This is a genomic window from Micromonospora sp. CNZ285 (assembly GCF_004637285.1).
This window is the reverse complement of sequence record NZ_SPQD01000001.1, coordinates 222,133-238,480: the sequence shown is the minus strand read 5'-3', so window position 1 is coordinate 238,480 and position 16,348 is coordinate 222,133. Positions and strand designations below refer to the sequence as shown.

At 71.4% G+C, this 16,348-nt stretch carries 21 protein-coding genes and 1 tRNA gene; 7 read left to right on the top strand and 15 right to left on the bottom strand.

Annotated elements, in window-relative coordinates; all coding sequences use genetic code 11:
- Positions 1–690 precede the first annotated feature (690 nt).
- The 4 genes from CLT75_RS32955 to soxR all read right to left on the bottom strand — a co-directional run bounded on the left by CLT75_RS32955 (position 691) and on the right by soxR (position 3,246).
- A complete protein-coding gene (locus CLT75_RS32955) occupies positions 691–999 on the bottom strand; it encodes a hypothetical protein (protein ID WP_135239062.1) in 309 nt (102 codons plus the stop codon).
- Positions 996–1,175, bottom strand: a complete 180-nt coding sequence (locus CLT75_RS32950) for a hypothetical protein (RefSeq protein ID WP_135239061.1) — start codon at positions 1,173–1,175, stop codon at positions 996–998. The genes CLT75_RS32955 and CLT75_RS32950 overlap by 4 nt, the downstream gene beginning before the upstream one ends.
- A gap of 306 nt (positions 1,176–1,481) precedes the next feature.
- The gene (locus tag CLT75_RS01125) at positions 1,482–2,693 is read right to left on the bottom strand and encodes a helix-turn-helix domain-containing protein (protein WP_135243869.1); all 1,212 of its coding nucleotides are present in this window, start codon (positions 2,691–2,693) and stop codon (positions 1,482–1,484) included.
- A gap of 58 nt (positions 2,694–2,751) precedes the next feature.
- Positions 2,752–3,246 carry a redox-sensitive transcriptional activator SoxR gene (soxR, locus tag CLT75_RS01120; protein WP_252450025.1) on the bottom strand — a complete coding sequence of 165 codons (495 nt, stop codon included), beginning with the start codon at positions 3,244–3,246 and terminating at the stop codon, positions 2,752–2,754.
- Positions 3,247–3,360: 114 nt separating this feature from the next.
- Between soxR and CLT75_RS01115 the strand changes: the two genes are divergently transcribed.
- Together CLT75_RS01115 and CLT75_RS01110 are read left to right on the top strand one after the other, a co-directional pair.
- On the top strand, positions 3,361–4,206 hold the full coding sequence (locus tag CLT75_RS01115; RefSeq protein ID WP_135243868.1) for an NAD(P)H-binding protein: 846 nt from the start codon (positions 3,361–3,363) through the stop codon (positions 4,204–4,206).
- A gap of 467 nt (positions 4,207–4,673) precedes the next feature.
- Positions 4,674–5,000, top strand: coding sequence for a hypothetical protein (locus CLT75_RS01110; RefSeq protein WP_135239059.1), 327 nt, complete (start codon positions 4,674–4,676; stop codon positions 4,998–5,000).
- Positions 5,001–5,396: 396 nt separating this feature from the next.
- On the opposite strand, the gene CLT75_RS01105 is transcribed toward CLT75_RS01110, so the two are convergent.
- Both CLT75_RS01105 and CLT75_RS01100 read right to left on the bottom strand, forming a co-directional pair.
- Positions 5,397–5,468 (bottom strand) — tRNA-Val (locus CLT75_RS01105).
- A 50-nt stretch (positions 5,469–5,518) separates the two neighbouring features.
- On the bottom strand, positions 5,519–5,935 hold the full coding sequence (locus CLT75_RS01100) for a TIGR02611 family protein (RefSeq protein WP_091427765.1): 417 nt from the start codon (positions 5,933–5,935) through the stop codon (positions 5,519–5,521).
- Positions 5,936–6,331: 396 nt separating this feature from the next.
- Between CLT75_RS01100 and CLT75_RS01095 the strand changes: the two genes are divergently transcribed.
- Positions 6,332–6,763, top strand: coding sequence for an SsgA family sporulation/cell division regulator (locus tag CLT75_RS01095; protein WP_007457244.1), 432 nt, complete (start codon positions 6,332–6,334; stop codon positions 6,761–6,763).
- Between the two features lie 75 nt (positions 6,764–6,838).
- Here the strand turns inward: CLT75_RS01095 and CLT75_RS01090 are convergent, their stop codons facing one another.
- A complete protein-coding gene (locus CLT75_RS01090) occupies positions 6,839–7,615 on the bottom strand; it encodes a glucose 1-dehydrogenase (RefSeq protein WP_091427952.1) in 777 nt (258 codons plus the stop codon).
- A gap of 190 nt (positions 7,616–7,805) precedes the next feature.
- Between CLT75_RS01090 and CLT75_RS01085 the strand changes: the two genes are divergently transcribed.
- Both CLT75_RS01085 and CLT75_RS01080 read left to right on the top strand, forming a co-directional pair.
- Entirely contained in the window at positions 7,806–8,723 is a 918-nt protein-coding gene (locus tag CLT75_RS01085; RefSeq protein WP_135239058.1) for a helix-turn-helix domain-containing protein, read from the top strand.
- 7 nt (positions 8,724–8,730) lie between these two features.
- The gene (locus CLT75_RS01080; RefSeq protein WP_013284925.1) at positions 8,731–9,186 is read left to right on the top strand and encodes an RrF2 family transcriptional regulator; all 456 of its coding nucleotides are present in this window, start codon (positions 8,731–8,733) and stop codon (positions 9,184–9,186) included.
- Position 9,187: 1 nt separating this feature from the next.
- Here the strand turns inward: CLT75_RS01080 and CLT75_RS01075 are convergent, their stop codons facing one another.
- From CLT75_RS01075 to CLT75_RS32945, 7 genes are all read right to left on the bottom strand, one after another.
- Positions 9,188–9,799 (bottom strand): malonic semialdehyde reductase, encoded by a 612-nt coding sequence (locus CLT75_RS01075; RefSeq protein WP_135239057.1) that lies wholly within the window; start codon positions 9,797–9,799, stop codon positions 9,188–9,190.
- Entirely contained in the window at positions 9,796–10,359 is a 564-nt protein-coding gene (locus CLT75_RS01070) for a flavin reductase family protein (protein WP_135239056.1), read from the bottom strand. Before CLT75_RS01070 ends, CLT75_RS01075 begins: the two co-directional genes overlap by 4 nt.
- Positions 10,356–11,690: an LLM class flavin-dependent oxidoreductase gene (locus tag CLT75_RS01065; protein WP_135239055.1), complete on the bottom strand. Its 1,335-nt coding sequence runs from the start codon at positions 11,688–11,690 to the stop codon at positions 10,356–10,358. Before CLT75_RS01065 ends, CLT75_RS01070 begins: the two co-directional genes overlap by 4 nt.
- Before the next feature lie 11 nt (positions 11,691–11,701).
- Positions 11,702–12,562, bottom strand: a complete 861-nt coding sequence (locus tag CLT75_RS01060; RefSeq protein WP_135239054.1) for an ABC transporter permease — start codon at positions 12,560–12,562, stop codon at positions 11,702–11,704.
- Complete coding sequence (locus CLT75_RS01055; RefSeq protein ID WP_135239053.1) at positions 12,555–13,373, bottom strand: ABC transporter ATP-binding protein; 819 nt, start codon at positions 13,371–13,373, stop codon at positions 12,555–12,557. Before CLT75_RS01055 ends, CLT75_RS01060 begins: the two co-directional genes overlap by 8 nt.
- Positions 13,370–14,398: an ABC transporter substrate-binding protein gene (locus CLT75_RS01050; RefSeq protein WP_135239052.1), complete on the bottom strand. Its 1,029-nt coding sequence runs from the start codon at positions 14,396–14,398 to the stop codon at positions 13,370–13,372. Before CLT75_RS01050 ends, CLT75_RS01055 begins: the two co-directional genes overlap by 4 nt.
- A 135-nt stretch (positions 14,399–14,533) precedes the next feature.
- A complete protein-coding gene (locus CLT75_RS32945; RefSeq protein WP_349881247.1) occupies positions 14,534–14,611 on the bottom strand; it encodes a putative leader peptide in 78 nt (25 codons plus the stop codon).
- A 264-nt stretch (positions 14,612–14,875) separates the two neighbouring features.
- Here CLT75_RS32945 and CLT75_RS01045 point away from each other — a divergent pair, with 264 nt between their 5' ends.
- Together CLT75_RS01045 and CLT75_RS32940 are read left to right on the top strand one after the other, a co-directional pair.
- The gene (locus CLT75_RS01045; RefSeq protein WP_064498970.1) at positions 14,876–15,049 is read left to right on the top strand and encodes a DUF4236 domain-containing protein; all 174 of its coding nucleotides are present in this window, start codon (positions 14,876–14,878) and stop codon (positions 15,047–15,049) included.
- Positions 15,050–15,249: 200 nt separating this feature from the next.
- Positions 15,250–15,474, top strand: coding sequence for a potassium channel family protein (locus CLT75_RS32940; RefSeq protein ID WP_486485014.1), 225 nt, complete (start codon positions 15,250–15,252; stop codon positions 15,472–15,474).
- Here CLT75_RS32940 and CLT75_RS01035 read toward each other — a convergent pair.
- Entirely contained in the window at positions 15,440–16,342 is a 903-nt protein-coding gene (locus CLT75_RS01035; protein ID WP_135239051.1) for a hypothetical protein, read from the bottom strand. The genes CLT75_RS32940 and CLT75_RS01035 overlap by 35 nt on opposite strands.
- Positions 16,343–16,348 lie beyond the last annotated feature (6 nt).

Here is a 16,348-nt window from a genome sequence, read left to right as displayed (position 1 = left end):
GCCACCTCCAGTGCTGTACGACGAGTTGCCCTGACCAGCAGCGAAAAGCGCCATGCCCCCGAATCGGTGCCCGCACTACGCACCGCGAGCAGCAGTCGACCGATGCACCAGCCGCGAGCCAGCACGTCGCGATCCGCTCTCATCCGACAGTCATGTGACACGCCGCGAGGGCATGTCGCACTTCTACCAGGACCCAGAGGAAAGATGAAGAAGTTCGATACGGTCTCGCGGATCCATGAAGTTCTGCGAAGACGCCGATATAGCGACATTCGACGCAATCGCAACGCCCATCCGCGCGTACAAAGTCGTTCACAGGCAGGTCAGGCGCGGAATTTCCAGAAACACTGCGTCGCGGCCCCCGCGCATCCGCTCATCGGCCATGAGCAAGCATGCATTCCAGGACGATGGCCCGAAGCCCCGAAGGTCGACGCCTTCGGGCCCGCCGAAGAGGCCACCACTCAGGAAGCCCTGCTCAGAGGGTTGCCGGTGGGATTCGGGTTTCAACTTGCGGGATCCATACCGGTGCCGCCACGACGACGCCCAGAGCCGTACGTCGATGCACGTGGCCCTCGTGGTCGGCGTCGGCAGGCGCGAGGCCGACAGCCAGCACAAGCCAGGCGGGGAGCGCGAACCCTGACCACTTCGGTGTGAGCTGTCTGCGGGCCCGGCCGGATCAGGCTCGATGCGAGGTCAGGCGCCCTGTTGGTGTGCTGCTCGGCCTCGTTCGGCTGGCTCGGTTGCTGTACTTCGCTGTTGTACTACCGGCATGAGGTGGCCGGTTTCCCTGGTCCAGCCAAGGAAGCGGCGGTGCAGCACGCCGGCCGGCGTCCAAGGCATGTCCTCGGTGGCCTGGACGAGGTAGGCACCAAGGTAGAGAGCCAGCGACACTGGAGCGTCCGCGTACTCCGCCCGCAGCTCACGCTTCCGGGTCGGGCAGGGCCAGGGCAGGTCGCAGCCGCCGCAGCTCCAGACCGGCATGACCGGGCCGTGGGTGGTCACCGCGCGCCCTCCAGGAACCGCGCGGTGACCGCCCGCGCCTGCCGACTCGTCGCCCATTCCACCTGCCAACAGGGGTACGGAGTCAGCCGCGCCCACCACGCTCGGCACCCGACACACATGCCGTCGAGCCCTCGCACATGAATCGCGACGATCGTCCGTTCCTGCTCACTGGTCACTGCTCACCCTCCGACGGCCAGTGGCCCCGATTGATCGGAATCCGATGCCGGACGCGGCAGGGCAGTTCGGACCCACAGCGGCAGATGCGCCGCCAGAGCCGCCACGACCACACCGGCCGGTGCCTGCGAGCAAGAGTCAGCGCGGTGGCAGACAGGTATTCGTCATACGAGACGCGCCGCACGGACCCTCCCTCGGTTCTGAGGGGGACGCGGCGACCAGGCGATACCCGCACCGCCCGCCGCATCCCGTGAGCAGGAAGCTACGGTGGGTCGCGGAGCGGAATGGGTAAGGTTCCTACCCCTGGATCAGGAGAGAAGCCCGACCTTGACCGCGAGGTCACGGGCGTCGTCACGGGTGGAGCGTGGGCCGTCGAGCAGGTCCAACGTGATCTGGCGGGCGTACCCGTTGAAGCGGATCGTCTCCGGGGCCGACTCGTACGCCTTCCGCAGCGTCGTCACGGCCGCTTCCTTGTCGTCCTTGCCGTAGTGCGCCCGCGCCACCTCGATGAGATGGCGTGCCCGGCGCGGCCTCGACGGAATGGCCGCCGAGTCGTGGCGGCGCGCCTGCCGTACCGCCTCACCGGCCTTCTGCAACTCCACCGCCACTGTCACCGCGTGGGCGCCCATGATGACCTGGGAGAACGACGTCTGCGGCTGATAGAAATCCTCCGGCAGACGCTGCGCCACCCGGTCCGCCCGATCCCAGTACCGCCAGGCCCGGCCTTCCTCGCCGGCACGAGCGGCGGTGTACGCGGCCTCGAAGTTGAGCGCACCCCACAACGCCAGCAGATTCGTGCCCGCGTCGGCCGCCCTCGGCTCCAGAGCCGACAGGACATCCTGGGTCACCACCATGGCGGTGTCCCAGTCTCCGCCGTCACGATGCACCTGGCACAGGAACCATGCCGCGAGGGCCACCGCCTCCGGGTCACCGGAATCCTGCGCCGCCACCATCGCCCGGTCCGCGACCCGCCACAACAACTCGGCAGCCGGCTGGTACGCAAGGAACATCTGCGTCAACCCGAAGGTCTCCGCCAGCAGCGACTGCGCCTGCCGACGCTCAACGCCCTCGTACACCAGCGCGGCCCGCTGCACGTCGTGCAGAAGTCTCGGCAGCAGCCCACCCAGCACCGTCCGGTGATCGGACGCCTGATGACGCGCCCGCCACGCCACCGCGAGCCGCTCCCTCAAGCCGGCCAACGACTCCACCGCAGCCTCGTCGGCGAGCACGACACGGTTCACGGCGTCCCGCACCGACGCCAGCGCCGGATGCTCAGGCCCGTTCACCACAGCGGACCGGTCGCTCAGCTCGCCGGCCAGGGCGGACACATCGACCTTCAACGCACGCGCGATGCGATCCAGCATGTGGATGCGCGGCGGCAGGATCCGATCGGTCTCCACCGCCTTGACCCACTCGGCGCTGCGCCCCACCAGTCCGCCCAGCACCGCACGAGTCTTCCCGGACCGCTCCCGGTAGACCTTCAGCCGCTGCCCGAAGGTCAGCTCCGGCAAGGAATCCATCCCGAACCTCCTCATAGCGCGGGATGCGCCACCGGCCTCAGGCGGCCGCAAGCCAACGCTACCGACCTACCTGCGGCCCGCATAACCCCGACGGTGGCGGGTGTTTGACCAGTCGGTGCGGGCCTGGCCCGAGGGCGCCCAACTTGTCGTCTGGATTGATCAATTCACACTGGTCGAGGGACAGGCAGCCGCAGCCGATGCATTCGGTGAACAAGTCGCGCATGCGTTCCAGTTGTCGGATCCGCGAATTGAGTTCGACGCTCCAGCATTCGGATGCGCGGATCCAGAACTCGCGCGTCGGCGTCTGTCCCTCGGGCAGCAGGGCGAGGACGCTGCCGATTGCCGCCAGCGGGATTCCGACGTTCTGCGAGGCCCGGATGAACGCCACTCGGCGAAGGGTGGAACGGCTGTAGCGGCGCTGGTTGCCGACGGTACGCCGGCTGCGGATGAGGCCCTGGCGTTCGTAGAACCGCAGCGCCGAGGCGGCCACGCCGCTGCGGTCGGCCAGTTCACCGATCGTGAGTTCGTCGGCGTCGGGTACGAGCGATGTCACGGCCGCCACAGTACTTGACCTAAACATTTGTTCAAGTTCGAGAGTTGTGCCAGGCGCCGTTGCCGGGTCGGCCGGAATCGGCGCGCGTTACGTCACGAACCCCGGGAGCGGTCGATGAGTACACACAGAACAGTCCTGGTCACCGGTGCTACCGGAAACGTTGGTAGGCACGTGGTGAACAGGCTGCTGGAGCTGGGCGCAGACGTCCGAGCTCTGGTTCGCGAACCGAGCGCAGCGAGGCTGCCCTCCGATGTTGCCGTCGCCGGCGGTGACCTGACGAGACCGGACACACTCGACGCCGCCCTGGCCGGGGTCGACTCGGTTTTCCTCGTGTGGCCCGGCCTGTCGACCGCGCCCGCACCGGCAACCGTGGAAAGGCTTTCCGAGCCCGCCCGCCGGGTCGTCTACCTGTCCGCGATGGGCGGGCGAGATGGCGATCGGCCGGTCGGATTCTGGGGCGAAATGGAGGATCTGATCGAGCGGACCGGGCTGGAGTCGACCTTCCTCCGGGCGAGCGGATTCGCGGCCAACACGCTGGGCTGGGCCGAACAGATCCGCACCCGGGGGGTCGTGCGGTGGCCGTACGGGCACGCCCGTCGATCGCTGATACACGAGAAGGACCTGGCCGGAGTGGCCGCCCTGGCGCTGACCGAGGACCGCCACGTCGGGGCGGCGTACACCCTCACCGGGCCCGAGGCTATCAGCCAACTGGAGCAGGTACGGCTCATCGGTACGGCGATCGACCGCGACCTTCGGTGGGAGGAGCAGCCTCGCGCCGAGGCGCGCGAGTCTCTGCTGGCCGAGTGGGGCGATCCGGCGTTCGTGGACATGGCGCTTGACGGGTGGGCTGCCATGAACGACACACCGGAGCCGGTCACCACGACCGTGGAGGACGTCACCGGGGTTCCTGCCCGCACATTCCGGCAGTGGGCCCTCGACCACGCAGCGGACTTCCGCTAGGGCGCACCAGCCGTCCAGGAAGATCACCGGGTAGACCGGGTCCAGGACACCCGCGTTGGGTTGCGCGACGGATCGCATTCGAGCTGGGTCGTAATGCCTGCCCTGAGCCAGTGCCGTTGCGGACTGTCGGATCCTGGCCCGGCACGGACTGCCCGTGGCGATGAGGCATCGCCGCGGCCGGGGCAACTACGTGCGGTGGGAACGGGCTCGGCCGATGGAGTTGTGGCAGATGGACGTCTTCGGCGGCATCATCCTCGCTGACGGCACCGAGGCAATAGTGGTCACCGCCACGTCGGCTAGACCGTCACCATCGACGTCACCCATACCACCCTCACCGTCGAATGCGACGATGGCCCCCGCACGTCCCAACGGACCAACGACCAACCGGTCCGCAGCATCAAAGCCCACCGACCATGCAGAACCGACCGTCCTCCGGCCGGGCGCTGACCTTCTGAGAGGTGACGGTCATGGATCGTTTCGAGGGCCGCTGCTGGCTGGACTGGTGGGCGAACACCTCCACCCTTCTCGGCAGTATCGAAGTCGCCGCTGTGATCACCGCCAGGGACCGCGGCTGGGACGCCCACGGCCGCCTGCTCAACAACACCGACGAGGACCGCGACGGCTTCGCGTTCCTCTGCGACCAAGATCCCGTCTTCACACTGCGCTTCGCAGACGGAAGCACCATCGCTGTCACCGTCCACCCCACCGAAGACCACTGCCGGTTCACCCTCACCGAATACACCGGCCCAGCGCGTCGCCCGGTCGAGCATCACATCGACCTAACCCAGCCCTGAGCCCATCCACGACGAACCCCTCCGCGTCTCCCTAGGCCACTCCGTCAACCATCAGCTGGCACGGAAACGTCGAGCCTCACCTGGGACTCGACAATCGCCACCGAAGCGAAGGACCAAAGGGGAGGTCATCGGCCGCCCATTGCTAGCCGCAGTTTCGTAGCCGCTGCCCACGGCGCATCAGGCTTGCGACGGTTCTGAAACGGAGGGGAATTAGGGTCGGCGAGGCGGCCGAGCGACCGGCCGGCATGACTGCAGACGCGGTTTGCAGCTCGGCGCCACCCACCGCGAGGCCCACAGCACCGGGCGGGCGAAGGTTCGCTGACCACCCGCTGACGCCGCTGCTGTACGACAGCAGAAAGGCCACCTCCCGAAGCCGGGAAGTGGCCTTGACCTGCGTGGGCGATACTGGGATCGAACCAGTGACCTCTTCGGTGTGAACGAAGCGCTCTCCCGCTGAGCTAATCGCCCTCAGCGCGCATGACTCTACCCGATCACCCGCCCGGACCAAAAACCGGCCCTCAGTGCGTCGCGAGGTAGTGCAGCGCCTCCGCCACCACGTCGATGCCGAAGCTGTACTTGAGCGACAGCCACACCACCACCGACACGAACGCGAGCCCGACCGCCCCGAGCACGAACCGCACCGGCAGCGACTGCCGGGTCACCCAGCGCGTCCAGGAGTTGACGTGCCTGCGGGTGAACGCGAGCAGCCGTCGCGCCCAGTGGAACTCGACCGCCCAGACGCCGAGGCCGGCGATGACCAGCAGCCAGCCGGGCCCGGGCAGCGGGATCAGCGCGATGCCGACTGTGACGACGATGGCGCCGAGGATGCCGATGAAGATCTTCAGGGCGACGCGGCCGGTGGGGTTGGCGCGGATCAGGTCGAGCGTGGTGTGCAGGCGTCCGCGCCAGCCCCGTCGCCGCCGGCGCTGCTCCATGAGAGCGCCTTGCGACCGCCCTTCCACCGGCACCTCGTACCCCCGACTTTCGGCTGCTCGGGCCACACCTTTCGGCGATTCGGCCGTGGTCCGCGACGTCACCGAGGAGCCCCTCGTGACCATTTCCACCCCCAGTGTCGCGCGGGACCGTCACCCCTGCTCACGACTGGACGTTACCGGAGTAAGTCGACGACTGAACCACCCGTTGCCGGGCGGAACGACGGAGTGGGCGGAACCGGAAATTCTACGCGGGGCCAGGCGGTCCCGAGGGCTTTCGGAACCCCTTCCCACCACTGGGTGAAGTCAGCGTATGGCGGAGCGTAGCCAGGAGCAGCACCTGAGTATGGGAAAAGCGGGACACGCGCGTTCCGCAGCGGTGCCGGGGGGAGAACGTCCATGAGTGTCATCCGACCGACGACCGTAGAGGTCGAGACGTCGCTAAGGCTCGTCGCGCCTGACGCCACCGCCTTGCCGGTGCGTGCCAGTCTGCGTTACGACCCTGCTGACCCGTATGCGGTCCATGTCCTGTTCCATGCCGAGTCCGCCGGCGGCGAGGCGGTGAGCTGGTCGTTCGCACGCGAACTGCTGGTCACCGGGCTCGACGAACCGGCCGGCATCGGTGATGTGCGGGTCTGGCCGTGGGCCACCCCGCGCGGCGACTTCGTCGCGCTGGCGCTGTCGTCGCCGGACGGCAACGCCCTGTTCGAGGTTCCGCGCAGCGTGCTGGTGCGCTTCCTGCGCCGGACCTACGTCGTCGTCCCGCGCGGCCGCGAGGCCGAGCACCTGGACGTCGACACCGCGGTGAACCGGCTGCTGGCCGGTCGCTGACACGGCGACACCCGGGGCCGCGCGGATCTGCCGAGTCCGCGCGGCCCCGGGCCGTCTCCAACCCGGGGGTACGCGTCAGCCGCGCGTGGTGATCCCGCCGTCGACCGGGATGACCGCTCCGGTCAGGTACGCGCCGGCGCGCGACGCCAGGTAGATCGCCGTGCCCGCCATGTCCTCGGGCCGGCCGATCCGGCCCAGCGGCACCTGCTGCTCGATGGCGGCGCGCGACTCGGGGTCGTCCAGCGCGAACGCCATCATCTTGCTCTCGAACGGTCCGGGCGCGATCGCGTTGACGGTGATCTGCTCGCCGGCGAGCTGGTGGGCGAGGCCACGGGTGAGCATGTGCACGGCCGCCTTGGTGGCCGAGTACGCGTACACCTCCATCCACGGCACCCGGATGCCGTCGATCGACCCGATGTTGATCACGCGGGCGGGGTCGTCGGCGCCGGCCGCGGCGCGCAGTTGCGGCAGCAGCGCGGTGGTGAGCCGGAAGACGGCCTTGACGTTCACCGCCCAGAGCTTGTCGAAGGCGCCCTCCGGGTACTCCTCCAGCGGTGCGCCCCAGGTGGCGCCGGCGTTGTTGACGAGCACGTGCAGCCGGTCGTGGCGTTCCCGCACGGCCTCGGCGAGCGCCAGCGCGCCCGCGTCGCTGCCCAGGTCGGCCGGGATCGCCTCGCAGTGGCCCTCGGCGGACAGTTCCTTGGCGACCGACTCGCACACGTCCGCCTTGCGCGACGAGATGATCACCTTGGCGCCGGCCCGGACGAAGCCCCGCGCGATCATCAGCCCGATGCCGCGTGAGCCGCCGGTGACCAGGACCGTCTTGCCGTCGACCGAGAACAGATCCGTCATGCCCATCCCATCGCCGTCGCCCGGCCGCGGGCCGGTCGGCCGGGGCCGCGTCGGCCGGGTGCGGAGCGCACGCCGGCCCGGGGGTCTTACCGATCGGTAACCTAACCGTCCGGCTCGGGTGCCGACAAGTGCGGCCCGAGCGGGTGAAAGCGTCGAGATGCAACGTGCGGGCGCTCCGGTTACCGTCGGGATGATGGTCACTACCGGTCAGCCCTCCCCGGCCACCCGCACCGGCCTGCCGGAGCTCCGTCCCGGCGCCGACGAGATCGTCACCGGTGTGCTCGGCGACCTCGCCGCCGAGCCCGGCTGGCCCCGCCCGGTCCTGCTCGACCGTGATCTGCTGATCCTGGTCACCCACGGCCACGGCACCGCCGAGCTGGACTTCCGGCCGGTCCTCTGCCGTCCGGGCACGCTGCTGCGCGCGCATCCCGGCCAGGCGCTGCGGTTCGTCGGCACCCAGCTCGACGCGACTGTGGTGAGCTGGCGGCCGGACGCGCTGCGCGGCCTCGACGTCGACCCGGACGCGGTACCCGCCTACCGCCAGCTCGCCGGCGAGGACGAGGACGCGGTGATCAGCGAGGTGAGCCAGCTCGCCGTGGACGCCGACCGGCACGCGCTGGTGCCGGCCGCCGCGGCGCTGCTGCGCCACCAGCTCGCCGTCCTGCTGCTGCGGCTGAGCCTGCTGCCGCATCCGGGCGACGGCGCGACGCCCCGGGCCGAGACGGAGACGTTCCGGCGGTTGTGCCGCGAGGTGGAACGCGGCTACCGGCACACCCGCCGGGTGGAGGACTACGCCGCCGACCTCGGCTGCTCGGTGCGCACCCTGACCCGGGCCTGCCTGGCGGTGACCGGCCGCAGCGCCAAACAGGTGATCGACGAGCGGGTGGCGTTGCAGGCGTGCCGGCTGCTCGCCGCCACCGACGAGTCGATCGCCGCGATCGGCCGGGAGCTGGGTTTTCCCGAGCCGACCAACTTCGGCCGCTTCTTCACCCGGGAGGTCGGGGTGAGCCCGGGGACGTTCCGGGCCGAGCGGGAACGCCCGCTGCCCGTCCGTCTGGTGCGACCCCGACCGCCCGCCGACTCCCCCGCGCCCGGCGGCCAGGCATGATGGCACTGTGCAGATCTCCGCGCGCGGCGACTACGCGGTCCGGGCAGCCCTGAGCCTGGCCACCGCGTACCCGACCCTGCTGTCCACCCAGGCCATCGCGGCGGAGCAGGACATGCCGCGCAAGTTCCTCGAGGCGGTCCTCGCCGACCTGCGCCGGGCCGGGGTCGTCCGGGCCCAGCGCGGCGCCGAGGGCGGCTACACGCTGGCCCGGCCGCCGCGCGAGATCACCATCGGGCACGTGTTGCGCGCCGTCGACGGTCCGCTCGCCGGGGTACGCGGGCTGCGCCCCGAGGAGACCCGGTACGAGGGGGCGGCGGAGAACCTGCCCCGCCTCTGGGTGGCGGTACGCGCGTCGGTGCGCCGGGTGGTCGACGAGGTGAGCCTGGACGAGCTGGTCAGCGGCCGGTTGCCGGCCCACGTGCGCAAGCTGACCGCTCAGCCGGACGCGTGGGAGCCGCGCTGACTTACAGCGTGCTGATCACCTCCTCGTAGGGCAGGCGGGGCAGCCGTTCCCGCCAGGCGTCCGGCGCGGGGCGGCCGATGTTCATCAGCAGCAGCACCCGGTGCCGCCCGCCGGGGAAGAACTCGCGTTCCACGCCTGCGGCGTCGAATCCGGCCATCGGTCCGGCGGCCAGCCCGGCGGCGCGTACGCCGACCAGCAGGTAGCCGATCTGGAGCGCGGCGTTGAACCGGGCCTGCGCCTCCCGGCCGGCCGGGTCGCCGGTGAACCAGTCGCGGGCGCCGGGGCGGTGCGGGAACAGCTCGGGCAGCCGGTCGTGCCAGTCCACGTCGGCGGCGAGCACCGCGGTCAGCGGCGCGGAGGCCGTCTTGTCCCGGTTTCCGGCGCTCACGTACGGCAGCAGCCGCGCCCGGGCCGCCGCGGAGCGCAGCAGCAGTACCCGCAGCGGCTGGGCGTTCATCGCGGTCGGGCCGTACCGGATCAGGTCGTGGACGGCGCGGACCTGCTCGTCGGCGACCGGCTCGTCGGTGAACGCGTTGGCCGTGCGGGCCGCCCGGAACAGCAGGTCCTGGGCGGCCCGGTCGAGCGCGATCAGCTCGTCGGCGGCGGTGGTCACCACGTCTCGGGCCAGTCGCCGAGCGTGGTGGTGTAGCCGCCCCGGTGGTGCAGCAGCGGGTCGCCGTCCTCGCCCGCGCCGAGCGCGAGCGGTTCGCCGAGCAGGATGGTGTGGTCCCCGGCCTCGATCCGGCGCACCACCCGGCACAGCAGCACTGCCAGCGCGTCGCCGATCAGCGGCACGCCGAACGGCCCGGTGGTCCAGCCCGGGTGGGCGCTGAACCTGTCGATCCCGCTGGTGGCGAAGATCTGCGCGATCTCCTGCTGCCCGGAGGCGAGCAGGTGCACCGCGACGTGCTCGGCCTGCTCGACTGTGGGCCAGCTCGACGACGCGCGGCCCAGGCAGACCGAGACCAGCGGCGGGTCGAGCGACACCGACGTGAACGAGGTGGCGGTGAAGCCGGCCGGCGGCAGGTCCGGCCGCATCCGGTTGCCGCGCAGGCCGGGCGTGGTGACCACGGTGACGGTGGACGCCTGGCGGCGCAGCAGGCCGCGGAACGAGTCGACGTCGACCGGGCGCAGCTCGACGGTCCCGGCACCCGGCCGGTCCACGGTGGTCACGACGCCACCAGCTCGCGGGTCGCGTAGGCGCTGGCCGGCCGGGGCAGGCCGTAGTGCTCGCGCAGGGTGCGCCCGGTGTACGCGGACCGGAACAGCCCGCGCCGGCGCAGCAGTGGTACGACGTGGTCCACGAAGGCCTCCAGTCCATCGGGTAGCAGCGGTGGCATGACGTTGAAGCCGTCGGCGGCGCCCTGGGTGAACCAGAGCTCGATCTGGTCGGCGATCTGTTCCGGGGTGCCGACCACGACGCGGTGCCCGCGTCCGCCGCCGAGGCGGCCGATGAGCTGCCGCAAGGTGAGCTGTTCCCGCCGGGCCAGCTCGACGACGAGCTGGTAGCGGCTCTGGTGCGACTGCACGGTGCCGGCGTCGGGCAGGTCCGGCAGCGGGCCGTCCAGCGGCAGCCCGGTCAGGTCGAGCCCGGTCATGCCGGAGAGCTGGGCGAGCGCGTGCTCGGGCACGATCAGGGCCTCCAGTTCGTCGGCGAGGGCACGGGCCTCCTTCTCGGTACCCCCGATGACCGGCGCGATACCGGGCAGCACCTTCACCAGTTCCGGATCACGGCCGGCGTCGGCGGTCGCCCGTTTCAGCGCGGCGTAGAACGCCTGGCCGTCGGCGAGCGTCTGCTGGGCGGTGAACACGGCCTCGGCGTACCGGGCGGCGAACGCGATCCCGTCGGCGGACGAGCCGGCCTGCACCAGCAGCGGCCGGCCCTGCGGCGGACGGGGCGTGTTCAGCGGTCCGCGGACCCGGAACCGCTCCCCGGCGTGGTCGATCTCGTGCACCCGGGCGGTGTCGGCGAAGACGCCCGCCGCGGTGTCCAGGACCAGCGCCTCGTCCTCCCAGCTGTCCCAGAGCTTGATCGCCACGTCGACGTACTCGGCGGCCCGTCGGTAGCGGTCGGCGTGTGCCGGGTGGTCGTCGAGGTTGAAGTTGCGGGCCTCCCGGGCCTGGGCGGAGGTGACGATGTTCCAGCCGGCCCGGCCGCCGCTGAGGTGGTCCAGCGAGGCGAACGCGCGGGCCAGGTTGAACGGTTCGGTGTACGTGGTGGAGGCGGTGGCGATCAGGCCGATGTGCTCGGTCGCGGTGGCGATCGCGGCGAGCAGCGTGATCGGCTCGAAGACGGCCTGGATGTTGTGGCGTACGGCCGGGCCGACGGCGAGCCCGTCGGCGAGGAAGACCGAGTCGAGCGTGCCCCGCTCGGCGATGCGGGCCAGTTCCTGGAAGTGGCGGACGTCGGCGAGGCGGCTGGGGTCGGCGCGCGGGTGCCGCCAGGCCGCCTCGTGGTGGCCGACACCCATCAGGAAGGCGTTGAGGTGCAGGGTCCGGGACATGGCGGTTCCTCTCAGGCGGTGGTGACGTCGACGCGCCAGGTGGAGAAGCGGCGTTCCCCGGCGACGAGGAGCTGGTTGACCACCAGCCCGATGGCGGAGATGGTGATGATCCCGGCGTACATGTCGGGGATCGCGAAGTTGTACTGCGCGTAGTTGACGAGGTAGCCGAGCCCGGCCTTCGCGCCGACCATCTCGGCGGCGACGAGCACCAGGATCGAGTACGCCCCGGCGAGCCGGACGCCGGTGAACACGGTCGGCACGGACGCCGGCAGGATCACCTTCTGGAACAGCCGCAGGTGGTTCAGCCCCATCGAGCGGGCCGAGCGGATCAGCAGCGGGTCGACGCCCTTCACGCCGGCGATGGTGTTGAGCAGGATCGGCCAGGAGCAGGCGTAGACGACCAGCGCGATCTTCGACGTCTCGCCGAGTCCGAGGATGAGCACGAAGACCGGCAGCAGCGCGAGCGCGGCGGTGTTGCGGAACACCTCCAGCAGCGGGCTGAGCAGGTCCGCGAGCGGCCGGTACCAGCCGATCAGCAGGCCGAGCGGGATGGCGGTGACCACGGCGAGGGCCAGCCCGGTCAGCGAGCGGGTGAGGCTCGCGCCGACGTGGTCGGCGAGCTGCCCGCTGCGCAGCAGCTCCCACCAGGCGGCGAGCACCTCGGACAGCGGCGGCAGGAAGACCCGGTCGACCAGCCCGGCGCGGGGCACCGTCTCCCAGATCGCGGCCAGCGCCAGCAGCGCGGCGCTGCGGTGCAGCGCCCGGCCGCCGAGGCCGAGCAGGCGTCCGGTCCGGCGGGGCACGACGGCCGGCGCGGGCGGGGCGGGTGGGGCGGCCACCGGCCGGGCCGGTGGTGCGGCGACGTCAACCAACGCGGGCCTCCTCGCGTACGGCGGACTGCGCGGCGCGTACCTCGTCGCGCAGCAGCGTCCAGATCTGGTGCCGGTGGTGGCGGAACGCGTCGGTGGACCGGACGTCCTCCTCGGCCTCCCGGTCGCCCAGCTCGATGTCGATGACCTGCTTGATCCGGCCGGGCCGGGACGTCATCACGGCGACCCGCTGACCGAGGTGCACCGCCTCGTCGATGCCGTGCGTGATGAACACGACTGTCTTCCCGGTGGCCTGCCAGATCCGCACCAGCTCGTCCTGGAGCGAGTCGCGGGTCTGCGCGTCGAGCGCGGCGAACGGCTCGTCCATCAGCAGCACGTCCGGGTCGTACGCGAGGCTGCGGGCGATGGCGACGCGTTGCTTCATGCCGCCGGACAGCTCGTGCGGGTAGCGGTCGGCGAAGCCGGTGAGCCCGACCAGGTCGAGGTGGTACGCGACCAGGTCGGCGCGCTCGGCGCGGGGCAGGCCCTTGGCCTCCAGTCCGAACGCGACGTTGCCGGCGGCGGTGCGCCAGGGCAGCAGCGCGTACTGCTGGAAGACGATGCCCCGGTCCAGGCCGGGCCCGGTGACCGGGCGGCCGTCGACGAGCACCTGCCCGCCGGTCGGGGCGGCCAGCCCGCCGAGCAGGTCGAGCAGTGTGGACTTGCCGCAGCCGCTGGGGCCGACGACGACGAGGAACTCGCCGGGGCGTACCCCGAGGGTGAGATCGTCGAGCGCGGTGACCGCGCCGCCGCCGCCACGCCGGCCCGGGAAGACCTTGCGCACCCGGTCGAAGAGGATCTTGTCGGTGCTCACGCGCCACCGCCGGGGGTAGCCGCCGCGTTGAACCGGTTGGTGTAGAGGTCGGACGGCTTCGGCCGGTCGCCCTTGAGTTCGCCGGAGTCGGCCAGCCAGTCGATCCAGGTGGCGAACTCCCGGTCGGTGATGACGCCGCCGGGTTCGGCGACGCCGCTGGACTTCCAGTACTCGACGAGCGTGGTGTCCTCGTTGCGCCCGCGCGCGGTGATGATCGCCTTGAAGCGGGCCACCACCGTCTCGCGCGGCTGGGTGCGCGCCCACTCGATCGCCTTGCCCACCGCGGTGACGAACGTCCGGACGGTGTCCGGGTTACGGGTGAGGAAGTCGTCGCGGAAGACGTAGCTGCCGGCGCTGAACGCGCCGAGGAGTTCGTAGTCGGTGAAGACGGTGCGGATGCCGCCGTTGGCGACCGCCTTGTCGCGGATCACGCCGCCGAGCACGGCGACGTCGATCTGCCGGGCGCGCAGCGACTGCTCGGTGTTGACCGGCGGCAGCGCCACCAGTTCGACCTTGCCGATCTCGGCGGCGGTGAGGCCGCCCCGGGCCAGCCAGGTACGCAGGACGGCCTCGGCGTGCGCGCCGAGCGTGTTCATGCCGACCCGCTTGCCGATCAGGTCGCGCGGGCCGCGGATCGGGCTGCCGTCGAGCACGTAGTAGCCCTGGAACGTCTGCGCGTCGGAGCCGTAGTAGCTGACCACGGCGGTGATCGGGGCGTTCGCGGCCTGGAGCTTGACGATCGCACCGTTGAACGCGCCGCCGAAGTCGCTCTGGCCGGTCGCGGTGGCCTGGATGTCGGCCGGGCCGCCGGTGACGTTGCCGATCCAGTCGAGCTTGACGTCACCGAGGTAGCCGAGGTCGGCGGCGAGTTCGGGGAGGGTCACCTGGCCCACCGAACCCTGGTAGCGCAGTTCCTTGGTCTGTGCGCCGCCGGCGGCGTCGGCGCCGCACGCGGTGGCGGTGGTGAGGGCGAGCAGGGCGACGGCGGCGGTGAGGGCACGCCGCGGTGATCGGGTCGAGGGCATGGCGGAGTCTCCTGATCTGTCCACGATGCGGTGGAGGGGGCCCGCGCGGGGCCGGGGAGCACGCCGCACCGCGCCGGGCCACGGTGCGCCGGCTGCGGGAACGGACGGGCGGAGAGGGAACGACGAGCGCTCGGCTCAACAGAGCGCGCTCGCGTGCCGGACCAGGTCGACGTGCACGCGAGCGGTGAGGAGAAGCTCGTCCCGCTGCGACATGCCCTCATGCTGCCGACCGCTCTCCATGCCGGTCAATGCCCTTCCAGTCAGTGAGACTTTCGTCGCTGGCTTTGTTACGGCACGCCTCCACCAGCATTTACGACTCCTTAACACCTACCCGTTGGATAGAGATTTTGCCGGGCGCCAGTCCCACCGTCCAGAGCGGATCGGGCAGGGTTTCGCGAATCGTCGATCCGGGCATGTTCGTTGCCGCGAAGGCACGGAGACGACTGCAGAGGCAGGGAGACGAAGGAGGCACCCCCGATGGGCGTCCAGTTCCGCAAGCGTAAGAAGTACGGGCCGCTGATCCTCCACTTCACCCAGAACGGCTTCTCGTCGTGGAGCATCAAGATCGGCCGCTGGTCCTGGAACTCGAACACCCGCGCCCACCGCGTGGACCTTCCGGGGCCGCTGTCGTGGAAGCAGGACAAGGCCTGACCTTCCCGGGCGACGAGCGGGGTGCCGGCTGACAGCCGGCACCCCGCTCGTCGTCTGCGGCCGGGTTCCTGGTCACCGGTCAGGTCCGCCGCCAGCTCGTCCGGGACCAGCCGACCGGCCGGAACGAGGACCGGGCGCTCACCCGGCTCGCGGTCGCGCTGATCGCCGGGCTGCTGGTCTTCGCGCTCGGCGACTACGTGGTGGCGAACACCCGGCCCGGCGAGTTCGTCGGCCTGCACACCCGGGTGGACGCGCTCTACTTCGCGCTCGCGACGCTCACCACCGTCGGCTACGGCGACGTGCACGCCCAGGGTCAGATCGCCCGGGTGGCGGTGTGCGCGCAGATGGTGTTCAGCATCGGCGTGGTCGCCACCGGAGCGTCGATAGTGGTCAAGCAGATGACCCAGCGCTCGGGACAGCGCTGATCGACACGTCCCCGCCGAGCCGGCCGTGCTCCGGGTCGCGGGTCACCGCGCCGGAGGCGAGCAGCGAGGCGAGCGCCCGGTTGGCGTCGGCGGCCCGGTAGACGGTCGACGTGGTGGCGAAGCGGCGCAGCTCGGTGACCGTACGCGGGCCGGAGCGGGCCAGCTCGGCCAGCAGTTCCCGGCGCAGCGGGCCGGGTTCGGGTTCGAGCGAGATGTCGAGCAGCCGCCCCTGCGGGTCGGCCGGGTCGCGGTAGCGCACACCGGCGTACTCGTCGACCGCCCAGAGCGCCTCCTTGACCGCCTCCAGCCCCCGGTCGGAGCCGGTGGCGTAGCCGAGCAGCCGCGCCGGGCCGTCCCCGTCGGGCACCAGCTCGACCTCGGTGACGAGCGGGAACCCGGCACCGGTGAGCGCCGGGCGCAGCGACCGGCCGGGCGTGGTGACCAGCAGCAGCTCGGCCGGTCGCCCGGACGCGGCGGCGGCCAGCAGGGCCGGGTCCGGGTCGGCGCCGTCGGCCACTGTGAGCAGCGGCGCGCCGGCCGCACCGGCCGCCTTGAGCGCCACCGGCAGCCGGTCCGGGCCGCCGGGCACGAGGTGCACGGCGACGTCGGCGGGCAGCGCGGCCTCGGCGGCGCCGAGGCGGGCCGGCAGGTCGGTGCCGTCGTCGGCCACCACCAGCACGGTCAGCCGCCGCCCGCGCAGCCGGTCGGCGAACTCGGCCACCACCCGCAACGCCTCCTCCGCGCCGGCGGCGTCACCCCCGGCGTACGCGAGCGCGAGCGTGGCCCGCCGCGCCCGGTGCAGCGCGGCGGGGAGCCAGTGGTCGAGCTGGCGGACGAGCAGCTCGCGCAGGACGGCGTCGGTCGACATGGTGCC

Coding starts and splice junctions, on each gene's coding strand:
- CLT75_RS01090 (WP_091427952.1), bottom strand. CDS start 7,615: ATGACGGATCTGTTCTCGGTCGACGGCAAGACGGTCCTGGTCACCGGC.
- CLT75_RS32945 (WP_349881247.1), bottom strand. CDS start 14,611: ATGTCGCAGCGGGACGAGCTTCTCCTCACCGCTCGCGTGCACGTCGAC.
- CLT75_RS01095 (WP_007457244.1), top strand. CDS start 6,332: ATGAGTGTCATCCGACCGACGACCGTAGAGGTCGAGACGTCGCTAAGG.
- CLT75_RS01050 (WP_135239052.1), bottom strand. CDS start 14,398: ATGCCCTCGACCCGATCACCGCGGCGTGCCCTCACCGCCGCCGTCGCC.
- CLT75_RS01065 (WP_135239055.1), bottom strand. CDS start 11,690: ATGTCCCGGACCCTGCACCTCAACGCCTTCCTGATGGGTGTCGGCCAC.
- CLT75_RS01115 (WP_135243868.1), top strand. CDS start 3,361: ATGAGTACACACAGAACAGTCCTGGTCACCGGTGCTACCGGAAACGTT.
- CLT75_RS01085 (WP_135239058.1), top strand. CDS start 7,806: ATGATGGTCACTACCGGTCAGCCCTCCCCGGCCACCCGCACCGGCCTG.
- CLT75_RS01100 (WP_091427765.1), bottom strand. CDS start 5,935: ATGGAGCAGCGCCGGCGGCGACGGGGCTGGCGCGGACGCCTGCACACC.
- CLT75_RS01045 (WP_064498970.1), top strand. CDS start 14,876: ATGGGCGTCCAGTTCCGCAAGCGTAAGAAGTACGGGCCGCTGATCCTC.
- CLT75_RS01110 (WP_135239059.1), top strand. CDS start 4,674: ATGGATCGTTTCGAGGGCCGCTGCTGGCTGGACTGGTGGGCGAACACC.
- CLT75_RS01035 (WP_135239051.1), bottom strand. CDS start 16,342: ATGTCGACCGACGCCGTCCTGCGCGAGCTGCTCGTCCGCCAGCTCGAC.
- CLT75_RS01125 (WP_135243869.1), bottom strand. CDS start 2,693: ATGGATTCCTTGCCGGAGCTGACCTTCGGGCAGCGGCTGAAGGTCTAC.